This is a genomic window from Microbacterium sp. P26, from assembly GCF_023712585.1.
Taxonomy (GTDB): Bacteria; Actinomycetota; Actinomycetes; order Actinomycetales; family Microbacteriaceae; genus Microbacterium; species Microbacterium algihabitans_A.
The window spans coordinates 178822-191321 of sequence record NZ_JAMAXZ010000001.1 but is presented as its reverse complement, the minus strand read 5'-3'; the positions used below and the strand labels follow the sequence as shown (position 1 = coordinate 191321).

Annotated in this window: 14 protein-coding genes; 13 read left to right on the top strand and 1 reads right to left on the bottom strand. The window is 70.9% G+C overall.

Features of this window, described 5'->3' with window-relative positions:
* Nucleotides 1-25 precede the first annotated feature (25 nt).
* From M3667_RS00980 to M3667_RS00920, 13 genes are all read left to right on the top strand, one after another.
* A complete protein-coding gene (locus M3667_RS00980) occupies nt 26-673 on the top strand; it encodes a SatD family protein (protein ID WP_251503854.1) in 648 nt (215 codons plus the stop codon).
* Nucleotides 670-1434: a hypothetical protein gene (locus tag M3667_RS00975; protein WP_251503851.1), complete on the top strand. Its 765-nt coding sequence runs from the start codon at nt 670-672 to the stop codon at nt 1432-1434. The genes M3667_RS00980 and M3667_RS00975 overlap by 4 nt, the downstream gene beginning before the upstream one ends.
* Nucleotides 1435-1517: 83 nt before the next feature.
* Nucleotides 1518-2831, top strand: a complete 1314-nt coding sequence (tyrS, locus tag M3667_RS00970; protein ID WP_251503847.1) for a tyrosine--tRNA ligase — start codon at nt 1518-1520, stop codon at nt 2829-2831.
* Between the two features lies 1 nt (nt 2832).
* Nucleotides 2833-3624, top strand: coding sequence for a DUF4184 family protein (locus M3667_RS00965; protein ID WP_251503844.1), 792 nt, complete (start codon nt 2833-2835; stop codon nt 3622-3624).
* A 115-nt stretch (nt 3625-3739) separates the two neighbouring features.
* Nucleotides 3740-4642 (top strand): ParA family protein, encoded by a 903-nt coding sequence (locus M3667_RS00960; RefSeq protein WP_230704418.1) that lies wholly within the window; start codon nt 3740-3742, stop codon nt 4640-4642.
* A gap of 127 nt (nt 4643-4769) precedes the next feature.
* Nucleotides 4770-5531 (top strand): ScpA family protein, encoded by a 762-nt coding sequence (locus tag M3667_RS00955; RefSeq protein ID WP_251505022.1) that lies wholly within the window; start codon nt 4770-4772, stop codon nt 5529-5531.
* A complete protein-coding gene (gene scpB / locus M3667_RS00950) occupies nt 5521-6147 on the top strand; it encodes an SMC-Scp complex subunit ScpB (protein ID WP_251503841.1) in 627 nt (208 codons plus the stop codon). The genes M3667_RS00955 and scpB overlap by 11 nt, the downstream gene beginning before the upstream one ends.
* Nucleotides 6148-6233: 86 nt before the next feature.
* Nucleotides 6234-6980: a pseudouridine synthase gene (locus M3667_RS00945; RefSeq protein WP_251505019.1), complete on the top strand. Its 747-nt coding sequence runs from the start codon at nt 6234-6236 to the stop codon at nt 6978-6980.
* Between the two features lie 54 nt (nt 6981-7034).
* Complete coding sequence (locus M3667_RS00940; RefSeq protein ID WP_154095891.1) at nt 7035-8168, top strand: prephenate dehydrogenase; 1134 nt, start codon at nt 7035-7037, stop codon at nt 8166-8168.
* On the top strand, nt 8161-8919 hold the full coding sequence (gene cmk, locus M3667_RS00935) for a (d)CMP kinase (RefSeq protein WP_251503839.1): 759 nt from the start codon (nt 8161-8163) through the stop codon (nt 8917-8919). The genes M3667_RS00940 and cmk overlap by 8 nt, the downstream gene beginning before the upstream one ends.
* Nucleotides 8909-10432, top strand: coding sequence for a ribosome biogenesis GTPase Der (gene der / locus M3667_RS00930; protein WP_144828164.1), 1524 nt, complete (start codon nt 8909-8911; stop codon nt 10430-10432). The genes cmk and der overlap by 11 nt, the downstream gene beginning before the upstream one ends.
* 354 nt (nt 10433-10786) lie before the next feature.
* Entirely contained in the window at nt 10787-11224 is a 438-nt protein-coding gene (locus M3667_RS00925; protein WP_251503836.1) for a DUF805 domain-containing protein, read from the top strand.
* Between the two features lie 105 nt (nt 11225-11329).
* Complete coding sequence (locus M3667_RS00920; RefSeq protein ID WP_251503833.1) at nt 11330-11776, top strand: DUF805 domain-containing protein; 447 nt, start codon at nt 11330-11332, stop codon at nt 11774-11776.
* A gap of 274 nt (nt 11777-12050) precedes the next feature.
* On the opposite strand, the gene M3667_RS00915 is transcribed toward M3667_RS00920, so the two are convergent.
* Nucleotides 12051-12464 (bottom strand): GNAT family N-acetyltransferase, encoded by a 414-nt coding sequence (locus M3667_RS00915; protein ID WP_251503831.1) that lies wholly within the window; start codon nt 12462-12464, stop codon nt 12051-12053.
* Nucleotides 12465-12500 lie beyond the last annotated feature (36 nt).

Sequence of the window (12500 nt, the reverse complement as noted above, 5' to 3'; positions counted from 1 at the left end):
GAAGAATAAGTGAGAGACTTATCTCATGACCGTCACCGTCATCGCCGATATCGTCGCCTCGCGACGCCTGCGCGACCGCGCCGGGGCGCAACGCACGATCGCCGAGACGGTCGACAGAGTCCAGCACGATCTGCCCGTGGCGTCGAGCCCCCTGACGGCGGTCGTCGGCGACGAGCTGCAGGGGGAGTACCCGACCCTGTCCGACGCGCTCGCCTCGCTGCTGCTCGTGCGCCTCGCCCTCCCCGATGAGATCGACTGCCGCTTCGGCATCGGCGTCGGAGAGGTGCGTCCCATCGCCCTCGCAGAGCGCGTGGTTCCCGAAGGTCCTGCCTGGTGGGCGGCGCGCGAGGCGATCGAACACGTCGAGCGCCTGCAGCAACGCGCCGCGCCGCACGCGCGCACGTGGATCGTGGGGGCCGAAGGGCAGGATGCGACCATGTCCGAGACCATCGCGCTGGCCGCCGCCTACGCCCTGAGCCGGGACCAGCAGGTCTCGACCATGAGCGAACGCACCCGCCGGCTCACCTACGGCCGGTGCCTCGGCAGATCGCAGCGCGAGCTCGCCTCCGCCGAAGACGTCAGCCAGTCGGCCGTGTCGCAGGCGCTCGCCGCCGCCGGGTCGACCGCGCTGGTCGAGGGCTTCCTCGCGCTGACCGCGCGGAGGTCGGCATGATCGCCGCGGGCCTGCTGCTGGTCGCCGTCGGCGCGGTCGATCTGCTGCGGCAGATGGTCCGCTCGCGACGATGGATCGCCTTCGCCGCGGCGGCCGCGGCGCTCGTGCTCGTCTCGGCGGCGCTCGACGCGGTCATCGCCGGGCTGCTCGCGGTGGCGGTCGCCGCGATCTGGACCTGGGTCGTGCCCGAAGACGGACCGGCGCGCGCTGGACTCTGGCCCGTCGCGTTGCTCGCGCTCGCCGCCGCGGCGTGCGTCGTGATCGCCCCCGGGCGCGCGCGACCGGGCCTGCTCGGAGCGGCCTGGGCGACGTACAGCCCCGGCAACGCCGTGTCGATCGACGTCGTCGTGCTGGTGATCGGGTGCCTGGTGTTCCTGCTCGAATCGGGCAACGCCGTGGTGCGGATCGCCCTGCGCTCCGAGATGGGCGGCCGGGTCGAGCTGAACACCCGGCCCGCGGCATCCGGAATCGCCCCCGTCGGAGTCGACGCGGCGGCCCCCGTCGCCCCCGCGCCGGGGCTCAAGGGCGGTCGCCTGATCGGCCCCCTCGAGCGCATCCTCGTGTTCGTGCTCACCCTCACCGGCGCCTACACGCTGCTGGCCGCGGTGCTCGCGGCGAAGGGCATCGTGCGCTTCCCCGAGATCTCGCGCGATCGCGACGACGGCGACCGCGCCGAGTACTTCCTCATTGGGAGCCTCGTCAGCTGGGTCACCGCGCTGGCTGCGGCGTTCCTCGTGTGGTGGGGAGTGCGCGCCGGCTGACGAGCCCCGCGAGGGCCGAGAGTCCCGGATGCCATGAGGTCGCGGCATCCGGACCCGTCCCGCCCCGCTGGTACCCTGAACCGGTGTCCACCTCCACCGATGCGGCGCCGCTGAGCGCCCTCGCACCCGCCAACGACCCGACGTTCGACAACGTCTGGGACGAGCTGCTGTGGCGCGGCCTGGTCCACGTCTCGACCGACCAGGCCGAACTGCGCGAACTGCTGTCGGGGGACCCGATCGTCTACTACTGCGGGTTCGACCCGACCGCGCCGAGCCTGCACCTCGGCAACCTCGTGCAGCTGCTGCTCATGCGTCGCCTGCAGCTGGCCGGGCACCGCCCGCTCGGCCTCGTCGGCGGCTCGACCGGCCTGGTGGGCGACCCGCGGCCCACGGCCGAGCGCACGCTCAACACGCGTGAGACGGTCGCCGAGTGGGTCGCGATCCTGCGCGCGCAGGTCGAGCGCTTCTTGAGCTTCGAGGGCGAGAACGCCGCGCGCATCGTCAACAACCTCGACTGGACGGCACCGCTCAGCGCGATCGACTTCCTGCGCGAGATCGGCAAGCACTTCCGCGTCGGCACCATGCTGAAGAAAGACGCGGTCAGCGCGCGCCTCAACTCCGAGGCCGGCATCAGCTACACCGAGTTCAGCTACCAGATCCTGCAGGGCCTCGACTACCTCGAGCTGCACCGCTCGTACGGCTGCGTGCTGCAGACCGGCGGTAGCGACCAGTGGGGCAACCTCACCAGCGGCACCGATCTGGTGCGCAAGGTCGAGGGCGTCTCGGTGCATGCGATCGGCACGCCGCTGATCACCAACAGCGACGGCACGAAGTTCGGCAAGAGCGAGGGCAATGCCATCTGGCTGGATGCCGAGATGTGCAGCCCGTGGACGATGTACCAGTTCTGGCTCAACACCGACGATCGCGACGTCATCGAGCGCCTGAAGGTGTTCACCTTCCTCACGCGCGCCGAGATCGAGGAGTACGCGGCGCTCGTTGAAGCGGAGCCCTTCCGCCGCGCGGCGCAGAAGCGTCTGGCCCGCGAGGTGCTGACGACGGTGCACGGGGCGGAGACCACCGAGAGCGTGATCGCGGCGACCGAGGCGCTCTTCGGCCAGGGCGACCTGACCGCGCTCGACGCCGACGTGCTCCGCAGCGCCCTGAGCGAGCTGCCGCACGCGACCGTCGCGGCTGGCACACCGGTCGCCGAGGCGCTCACCGCCACCGGCCTCTCGTCGAGTCTGAGCGACGCGCGCCGCGCCATCGCGCAGGGCGGCGTCTCGCTCGACGGCGAGAAGGTCGCGGGCGACGACACGGTCGTGCAGGGGACCCTCCCCGGCGGGGTGTCGGTGCTGCGCCGCGGCAAGAAGACGCTCGCGGGACTCTTCCTCAGCTGACATGCCGTTCACGCCGAGCCACGCCATCGTCGCGCTTCCCTTCCTGCGCACACGGCTGGTTCCGGCGGCGATCGCAATCGGGGCGATGACCCCCGACCTGCCGCTGTTCGTGCGGGGGATGTGGCCCGACTACGGCCTGACGCACGACTTCGCGTGGCTGCCGCTCACGGTCGTCGTCGCCTTCGTGCTGCTGCTGGTGTGGCGGTGCGTGCTGCGTCCGGCGACGCGCGAGCTGCTGCCGCGAGCGGTCGCGGAGCGGTTGCCGGCGCAGTGGGATGCCGGCGCCCGCGCGGGGCTGCGCGGGAGCGTCGGCGGGGGAGTCGTCGGCATCCTGTGGCTCGTCCTCTCGCTCGCGCTGGGAGTCGCCTCGCACATCGCGTGGGACCTGTTCACCCACGAGGGGCGGGTGGGCGAGCAGCTGCTGCCTGTGCTCGCGAACCAGTGGGGGCCCTTCACGGGGGCGAAGTGGCTGCAGCACGCCTCGAGCGCGTTCGGGCTGATCGTGCTCGCCGTCTTCGCGCTGGTGTGGCTGTCTCGGCACGCGCCCGAGCCCGTGCGGAGGGTGCTTCCGGATGCCGCCCGCTGGGCGTGGTGGGTCTCGCTCCCGGTCGCGCTGGTTCTGGCATCCGTCGTCGCCCTCGCGGTGAATGGCGGGTTCGACGAGGATTACACGACGACCCACCTGATCTACGGAGTGCTGACGAAGGTCGCCGCAGTCTGGGCGGCGCTGACGCTCGCTCTGGCGCTGTTCGTGCAGGCGCGTCGCGCGAGGGTCGCGGTGCGCGCGGCATAGCGCTGCGCGGTCGGGAGGTGGCTGCGCCTGTCGAAGCCACCGGGGTGCGCGACCTCGGCGCCGCCCGCGGGTCACACGGGCGCGGCGACGGGCGGCGGCTAGACTCGGGGACGTTATGACGAAGGCGGGAGACTCGGTGTCGGCGAGCACAAAGGGCAAAAAGACGGGCGCAGACGAGGTCATCCTCGGACCCACCGGTCGCCCCTACCAGGGGTTCCCCACCCCGAAGCCGCTCGACAGTCACGGCCCCGCCCGCATCATCGCCCTCTGCAACCAGAAGGGCGGCGTCGGCAAGACGACGACCACGATCAACCTCGCGGCCTCGCTCGCGGGATACGGCCGCCGTGTGCTGGCCATCGACTTCGACCCGCAGGGCGCGCTGTCGGCCGGCCTCGGCATTCAGACGCACGACGTGGAGACGATCTACGACCTGCTGCTCGACACGAAGCGCGATCCGCGCGAGGTGATCGTCGAGACCCGGGTGGAGGGACTCGACATCCTCCCCGCGAACATCGATCTCTCGGCGGCCGAGGTGCACCTCGTCAACGAGGTCGCCCGCGAGACGATCCTCGCCCGCGTGCTGCGCAAGGTCGCATCCGATTACGACGTGATCCTCATCGACTGCCAGCCCTCGCTCGGTCTGCTCACCGTCAACGCCCTCACGGCGGCGCACGGCGTGCTGATCCCGCTCGAGTGCGAGTTCTTCGCCCTGCGCGGTGTCGCGCTGCTCGTCGAGACGATCGACAAGGTGCGCGACCGCCTCAATCCCGCGATCGAGCTCGACGGGGTGCTCGCCACGATGTACGACCCCCGCACGCTGCACTCGCGTGAGGTGCTCGAGCGCGTGGTTGAGGCGTTCGGCGACGACGTTCTCGAGACGGTCATCGGTCGCACGGTGAAGTTCCCGGATGCCTCGGTCTCGGGCATGCCGATCACGGAGTTCGCGCCCGAGCACGCCGCCGCCCAGGCCTATCTGCGGTTGGCGCGGGAGCTGGTCGCCCGTGGCGCCGTCGCCTGACGACACCGCCGTCCCCTCCGGTGGCTTCGACAAGCTCAGCCACCTCGCAACCGATTCCCCTGCGAACGGTGGCTTCGACAAGCTCAGCCACCTCGCGGACGAGACCCCCGCCGGCTTCCGCGTCTCGCTGCCCGATTTCGACGGGCCGTTCGACCTGCTGCTGACCCTCATCTCGCGCGCCGAGCTCGACGTGACCGAGGTGTCGCTCAGCCGCGTGACCGACGAGTTCATCTCGTATCTGCGCGCGATGGGACCCGACGGCGACCTCGACGAGGCGTCGGAGTTCCTCGTCGTGGCCGCGACCCTGCTCGACATGAAGATCGCGGGTCTGCTGCCGCAGGGCGAGCTGGTGGATGCCGAGTCGGTGGCGTTGCTCGAGGCGCGCGACCTGCTCTTCGCACGTCTGCTGCAGTACCGCGCTTTCAAGGAGGTCTCGGCGTGGTTCGCCCGCTGCCTGCAGCGCGAAGACAAGCGGCACACGCGCAACGTTCGGCTCGACGAGAAGTACCGCAGCGCCGTGCCGGAGCTGAAGTGGACGCTCAGCGCCGACGATTTCGCCGCGCTCGCGATGGTCGCCTTCGCCCCGAAGGAGATCCCGACGGTGGGGCTCGATCACCTGCACGCGCCCCTCATCAGCATCCGCGAACAGGCGGCGATCGTGGTGACGCTGCTGCGCTCCGCGGGCGCGCTGAACTTCCGCGACCTCGTCGCCGGCGTCACCGAGACGGGGGTCGTCGTCGCGCGGTTCCTGGCGATCCTCGAGCTGTATCGCCACGCCGCCCTGTCGTTCGAGCAACTCGAACCGCTCGGCGAACTGACACTCCGTTGGACCGCCGAGAGGTGGTCGGAGGAGAACCTTGCCGCCCTGGGAGCCGACTATGACCGATGACACCGTGATCGAGACCGCCCCGGCGCAGGCCCCGATCCCCGCGCAGCGCCCGAGCGACACGGCATCCGTCGCCCGTCGCCTCGAGGCGATCCTGCTGATCCTCGACGAACCGCAGAGCCTCGTGAGCCTCGCCGCCGCCGTCGGTGCACCCGTGCCGGCCGTTCGACAGGCCGTTGAGGCGCTCGTGGCCGACTACGACGGCCAGACCGGGGGACCGGTGCGCGGCTTCGAGCTGCGCGAGGTCGGCGGGGGGTGGCGCCTCTACGTGCGCGAGGAGTACGACGACGTGGTCGGCGAGTTCGTCAATACGCAGGCACCGTCGCGGCTGTCGCAGGCAGCGCTCGAGACGCTCGCCGTGATCGCCTACAAGCAGCCCGTGACCCGGGGGCAGGTGGCGTCGATCCGCGCGGTCAACGTCGACTCGGTCGTTCGCACGCTGCTCGCCCGCGGATTGATCACCGAGGTGTTCACCGACCCCGACACGGGCGCGATCCACTACGGAACCACCGACCAGCTGCTGGTCAACCTCGGCATCAACTCGCTCGACGAGCTGCCGCACATCTCGCCGTTGCTCGACGACGGCTCAGACGGATTCGACGGAGAGGTACTGAAATGAGCGATGCTTCGACAGGCTCAGCGACCGGGGGCTCACTGAGCGAGGGCGCGACGACCGAGGGCGCGGGGTCGGCGAGCGACGACGGCATCCGCCTGCAGAAGGTGCTGGCCAACCGCGGTGTGGCCTCGCGCCGCGTCGCCGAGCAGATGATCGTCGAGGGCCGTGTGCGCGTGAACGGCCTCGTCGTCACCGAGCTCGGTCGCCGCATCCACCCCGAGACCGACCTGGTCGACGTCGACGGCACGGCCATCCAGCTCGACGAGTCGAAGCGCTACGTCATCCTCAACAAGCCCACCGGGGTCGTCAGCTCGATGAACGACGACCGCGGTCGCCCCGACCTGCGTCAGTTCACTCAGGAGTGGGACGAGCGGCTCTACAACGTCGGGCGACTGGATGCCGACACGAGCGGCCTGCTCGTGCTGACCAACGACGGCGCCCTCGCTCACGTCCTCGCGCACCCCTCGTTCGGGGTCACGAAGGTGTACATCGCCAAGGTCGAGGGGCAGGTGCTCCCGCAGACCATCCAGCGCCTGATCAGGGGCGTCGACCTCGAAGACGGACGTATCGCGGCCGACAAGGCGCGCCTGCTCGACGCCTCGCGGGGCGAGAGCCTGGTCGAGCTGACCCTGCACTCGGGCAAGAACCGCATCGTGCGGCGCATGCTCGCCGAGGTCGGTCACCCGGTCGTCGAGCTCGTGCGTCGGCAGTTCGGGCCGCTGCACCTGGGAACTCTCCCGGTGGGGAAGGCGCGCGAATTGACTACAGTAGAACGCGGTGCCCTTCTCACGCTGTCGCGCACGACCGACAGCGCTCCGGCCGATCCGGCCGAGTGAGTCTCGCGGGCGCCCGCGGCGCGTGAGGCGTCGCCCAGGGCAGCAGGAGACCCGATGAGCGAACCGAACGGAACGTCCGCGCGCGCGGCCGGGCCTTTGGCGACCCGCACGAGCGGCACCGTCCGCATCGTCGGCTCGGGTCTGCTCGGTGCCAGCATCGGCCACGCGTTGACCGCCCGCGGCGTCGACGTCGTGCTCGTCGACGCGTCTCCCTCGCAGCTGCGCCTGGCCATCGACTACGGTGCCGGTCGGGCCGAACGCCCCGACGACGAGCCCTCGCTGATCGTGGTGGCCGTGCCGCCCGACGTGACGGCCGACGTCGTGCAGCGCGAACTCGAATCGCATCCGGATGCCGTGGTCACGGACGTCGCGAGCGTGAAGCTCGAACCGTTGCGCACCCTTCGCGAACGAGGGGTCGATCTCACGCACTACATCGGCTCGCACCCCATGGCCGGGCGCGAGCGCGGGGGAGCGATCTCGGCCCGCGCCGACATCTTCGTCGGCCGCCCGTGGGTCGTCTGCCGCGATGGTGAGACCTCGGCCTACGACCTCTCGCTCGTCGAAGGCCTCGCCCTCGACCTCGGCGCGACGCTCCTCGAGATGACGCCCGAAGAGCACGACGAGTCCGTCGCGCTCATGTCGCACGTGCCGCAGCTGGTGGCGAGCCTGCTCGCCGGTCGCTTCGTCACGGCCCCCGACGGATCGCTCCGTCTCGCGGGTCAGGGCGTGCGCGACACGACGCGCATCGCGGCATCCGCCCCCGAACTGTGGGTGCAGATCCTCGGAGCGAACGCGGCCCCCGTGGTCGCCGTGCTCGACGAGCTCGCGTCCGACCTCACCGAGGTGGCCGCAGCGCTGCGCGACCCCGACGCCCCCGGCGCCCGTCGCGCGGTGGCCGACACCATCCGCCGCGGCAACGAGGGCGTCGAGCGCCTGCCCGGCAAGCACGGCCAGAACCGCCGCTTCGATACGTTCGTCGTCATGATCGACGACACTTCCGGCCAGCTGGGACGCCTGTTCGGCGAACTCGGCGACCTCGACGTGAACGTCGAAGACCTGCGTCTCGAGCACTCACCGGGGGCTCCCTTCGGTCTGGCCGAGATCAGCGTCGTCCCCGACGCCGTCCGCCGAGCCGTCGACGGGCTCGAGCAGCGCGGATGGCGGATTGCGAGCACCACCCATGACTGATCCGACCCCCGCCCTCTTCCGCCCCGGCCTCGCCGCGCCCGGCTTCGCGGCCCCCGCCGAGGGCTCGGCATCCGCCCCCGTCATCGTCGCGATCGACGGTCCCGCCGGCAGCGGCAAGTCGAGCGTCTCGAAGGCGACGGCGGCCCGTCTCGGCTACGGATTCCTCGACACCGGCGCCGCCTACCGCGCCCTCGCCTGGCACGCCCTCGAGCACGGGGTCGACACCTCCGACTCCACCGCGGTGCTCGAGGTGTTCGGCGACTTCGACTACGCGATCTCGCTCGACACCACCGACCGCTGGGTGCGCGTCGGCGGCGTCGACGTGACGACCGCGATCCGTGAGCCGCGCGTGACCGACGCCGTCAGCGGGGTCGCGCGCGTGGGCGCCGTGCGCCAGGCCGTGAACCAGCTGTTCCGCCGGCTCGTGGCATCCGCCGCTCTTCGGGGTGTCGTCGTCGAGGGCCGCGACATCACCACAGTGGTCTTCCCCGACGCCCCCGTGCGCATTCTGCTGACGGCCGCCCCCGAGGTGCGCGCCGCGCGCCGCAGCGCCGAGCTCACCGACCAGGACGCCGCCAAGGTGGCCGCTGCGCTGCACAAGCGCGACGCCGCCGATTCCACGGTCGTCGACTTCCTCACCGCCGCTGAAGGCGTCGAGGTCGTCGATTCGACCCACCTCGATTTCGAACAGACCGTCGACGCCGTGTTGAACGTCGTCGACTCCACGATGGGAGCCCGCGATGGGCGTTGAAGACGAGTACGAAGGCGGGCCCGACCAGCTCGCCGAAAAGATGGAGAACCTCGACGAGGTGCTCGCCGAACAGCGGGCCGAAGCGCTGCGCGCGGGCCTGGCCGACTTCGACCTCGATGAGGACGACGCCGAGCTGCTCGCGGGCCTGGCCTCGGGTGACGGAGAGATCGAGTTCCTGCCGGCGCTGCCGGTGGTCGCGATCGTCGGTCGCCCGAACGTCGGCAAGTCGGCGCTGGTGAACCGCATCCTGGGCCGCCGCGAGGCCGTCGTCGAAGACACCCCCGGTGTCACCCGCGACCGCGTGACCTACAAGGCCGAGTGGCTCGACCGCCGCTTCTCGCTGGTCGACACCGGCGGGTGGGAGCCCGACGCGAAGGGCATCGACCGCTCGGTGGCCGCGCAGGCCGAGGTCGCGATCGACCTCGCCGACATCGTGCTGTTCGTGGTGGATGCCACGGTGGGGGCGACCTCGACCGACGAGCACGTCGTGAAGCTGCTGCGCAAGAGCGGCAAGCCGGTGTTCCTCATCGCCAATAAGGTCGACGACGCGCGCCAGGAGCCCGAGGCCACGGCCCTGTGGAACCTCGGACTCGGCGAGCCGCACCCGGTCTCGGCGATCCACGGTCGCGGCGTCGCCGACCTGCTCGACGAGATCATGAAGGTGCTGCCCGAGGTCTCGGCCGTCGCCAAGTACGAGATCGGCGGCCCCCGCCGCGTCGCCATCCTCGGCCGCCCGAACGTCGGCAAGTCGTCGCTGCTGAACAAGGCTGCAGGCGAAGAGCGCGTCGTCGTCAACGAGCTCGCGGGCACCACCCGCGACCCGGTCGACGAGGTCGTGGAGCTCGGTGGCAAGCTCTGGACGCTCGTCGACACCGCCGGCATCCGTCGCCGTGTGCACCTGTCGCAGGGCGCCGACTTCTACGCGTCGCTGCGCACCTCGACCGCGCTGGAGAAGTCGGAGGTCGCGGTCGTCGTGCTCGACGTGTCGCAGCCGATCAGCGTGCAAGACCTGAACATCATCGACCTCGTGCTCGAGTCGGGTCGCGCGCTCGTACTGGCGTTCAACAAGTGGGACCGCCTGAGCGACGACGACATGGAGAACCAGGACCGTCGCCGCTACCTCGAGCGCGAGATCGAGCAGGACCTCGCGCACGTCGCGTGGGCCCCGCGCGTGAACATCTCGGCCCGCACCGGTCGTCACCTCGACAAGCTCGTGCCCGCTCTCGAGCAGGCGCTCGAGTCGTGGGACACCCGCATTCCGACCGGAAAGTTCAACGCCTTCCTGTCGGAGCTCGTCGCCGAGCACCCGCACCCCCTGCGCGGAGGCAAGCAGCCGCGCATCCTGTTCGGCACGCAGGCAGCCACGCGTCCGCCGACATTCGTGCTGTTCACGACCGGGTTCCTCGACCCGGGCTACCGCCGGTTCATCCAGCGACGCCTGCGCGAGATCTACGGCTTCGAGGGCACCCCGATCGTGCTCAACATGCGCATCCGCGAGAAGCGCCAGCGCTGAGTCGCGTCGCGAGCGCCCCGTCCCCGTCGTGGGGCGGGGCGCTTTCGCGTGTGCGGGATGCCGGTCTGGCCGTCGTGGCTCCGCGTGCGGGCGGGTCTGCGGGCCGGGACTTCTCGCGAGACTGCATCTCGCTGACATCTGCGTTGCAGGTTGACACGGGTTTCGTCAGCGAGATGCAGTCTCGCGCGCCGTGCCGTGGCGGGCGCGGGGCGCGGGGCGCGGGCCGCTGGGCGCTGGGCGCGGGCCGCGGGACCGCACCGGCGCAAGCGGGCCCCGGCCCGACCGGGCGGTCGATACAGTGCTCTCGCGACGGCGCCGCCGTGGCATCCGCCCTCTGCTTCGCCGGGAGACCCCATGACCACCGCCGCGCCGCCCCTCGACCAGCCGTATTACGGGGCGCCGTTGGGCGCCGCGATCCGCCGCGTCTTCGCGAAGTACGCGACGTTCCACGGACGCGCGAGCCGCAGCGAGTACTGGTGGTGGGTGCTGACCGCCGCCGTCGTGGGCACGGTGCTGAATGCGTTGCCCACGCTGACCGACGGCATCCGGATCGAAGCCGACGGCTCGACGACCATCACCGGTCCGCTCGGGGTGATCCTCGGGTTGATCTGGCTGGTGTGGGCCCTCGCGACGATCGTGCCGACCCTGGCGGTGCTGGTGCGGCGCCTGCACGACACGGATCGCAGCGGATTCTGGATCTTCATCGGGCTGATCCCGCTTGTCGGACCGGTGATCCTGCTCGTCTTCACGGTGCAGGCATCGCGCCCCGGGGGAGCGCGTTTCGATCGCTGACCGGCGCAAGGTGCCCGCGCGCGACCGACCGAGTCGATAAGGTTCACTCGCGCCGGTGACGTCATCGGCGTGCATTGCACTCGCCATCGTGTCAGGGGGACACACATGACCACTGCTTCTTCCGCCGTTCCGCTCAGCCAGCCGTACTACGGCGCGCCGATCGGAGCCGCCGTCCAGCGCTTCTTCAAGAAGTACGCCACCTTCAGCGGGCGAGCCAGCCGCAGCGAGTTCTGGTGGTGGATCCTCGCCAACGCCGTGATCACGTTCGTGCTGAGCATGCTCGCGCTCATCACGGGCGGTGGCGGCGGCGTCGACGCTGCGGGCAACCCGGTGCCGCCGAGCGGCCTGGGCCTGGTGTTCCTGATCGTGCTGTTCCTCTGGGGCCTCGCGACGATCGTGCCGCACCTCGCCCTTCTCGCCCGTCGCCTGCACGACAGCAACCGCAGCGGATTCTGGATGTTCATCGCCTTCGTTCCGCTCGTCGGCGGCATCATCCTGCTGGTGTTCGAACTCCTGCCGTCTGACCCGCAGGGCGCGCGTTTCGACGCCTGAGCCCGTCGACCGAACGCCCCGGCCCCCGCGTGGAGTCGGGGCGTTCGCCGTGTGCGGGGCGGGGCGGATGCCGTAGCGGCGGGCGATCGCGCGTGCGCGGTGCGCGGTGCGCGGTGCGCGGTGCCGGGGTGTCGAGGGTGCGGTGTCGGTGCGCGGTCGCTGGAGTTCGCCGAGACTGCATCTCGCTGACGAAACCGTTGCAGGTTGTCGCGGGTTTGTCAGCGAGTTGCCGTCTCGCGGGTCTCGTGCGGCCGCGCCCGGGGTCTCGGCAGGCTCAGGCCGGAGCCGCGGGGCGCACCAGCGCCGTGCGGTCGGGCTCGGCGAAACCGAACTGCCGGTACAGACCGTGCGCGTCGCTGGTGAACAGCGTCCAGCGGAAGTGCGGGCCGGGACCCTCGTCGATCATGCGCGAGACGATCGCCTTGCCCAGGCCGTGACCGCGATGTCCTTCGACCACGAAGACGTCGGCGAGATACGCGAAGCCGACTCCGTCGGAGATCGCGCGGGCGAAGCCCACGAGCCGGCCACTGTCGCGGTGGTACGCGGCAACGACGCGCCACGCGCTGTCGAGTTGCGCCTCGACATCGGCTCGGGTGCGCCAGCGCCCCCAGTACGCCTCGGTGCTCAGCCAGGTCCACACGGCATCCCGGTCAATGCGTTCGGGGTCGTCGTCGAGGTCGTAGTCCACCGATCCAGTGTCGCGGCGGCGGCGTTCGAGGCGCGA

Bases quoted from the DNA above. Each gene is read 5' to 3' on its own strand.
- scpB (WP_251503841.1), top strand. From the start codon at position 5,521: ATGACCGATGACACCGTGATCGAGACCGCCCCGGCGCAGGCCCCGATC.
- M3667_RS00920 (WP_251503833.1), top strand. From the start codon at position 11,330: ATGACCACTGCTTCTTCCGCCGTTCCGCTCAGCCAGCCGTACTACGGC.
- M3667_RS00975 (WP_251503851.1), top strand. From the start codon at position 670: ATGATCGCCGCGGGCCTGCTGCTGGTCGCCGTCGGCGCGGTCGATCTG.
- cmk (WP_251503839.1), top strand. From the start codon at position 8,161: ATGACTGATCCGACCCCCGCCCTCTTCCGCCCCGGCCTCGCCGCGCCC.
- M3667_RS00980 (WP_251503854.1), top strand. From the start codon at position 26: ATGACCGTCACCGTCATCGCCGATATCGTCGCCTCGCGACGCCTGCGC.
- der (WP_144828164.1), top strand. From the start codon at position 8,909: ATGGGCGTTGAAGACGAGTACGAAGGCGGGCCCGACCAGCTCGCCGAA.
- M3667_RS00965 (WP_251503844.1), top strand. From the start codon at position 2,833: ATGCCGTTCACGCCGAGCCACGCCATCGTCGCGCTTCCCTTCCTGCGC.
- M3667_RS00960 (WP_230704418.1), top strand. From the start codon at position 3,740: ATGACGAAGGCGGGAGACTCGGTGTCGGCGAGCACAAAGGGCAAAAAG.
- M3667_RS00940 (WP_154095891.1), top strand. From the start codon at position 7,035: ATGAGCGAACCGAACGGAACGTCCGCGCGCGCGGCCGGGCCTTTGGCG.
- M3667_RS00925 (WP_251503836.1), top strand. From the start codon at position 10,787: ATGACCACCGCCGCGCCGCCCCTCGACCAGCCGTATTACGGGGCGCCG.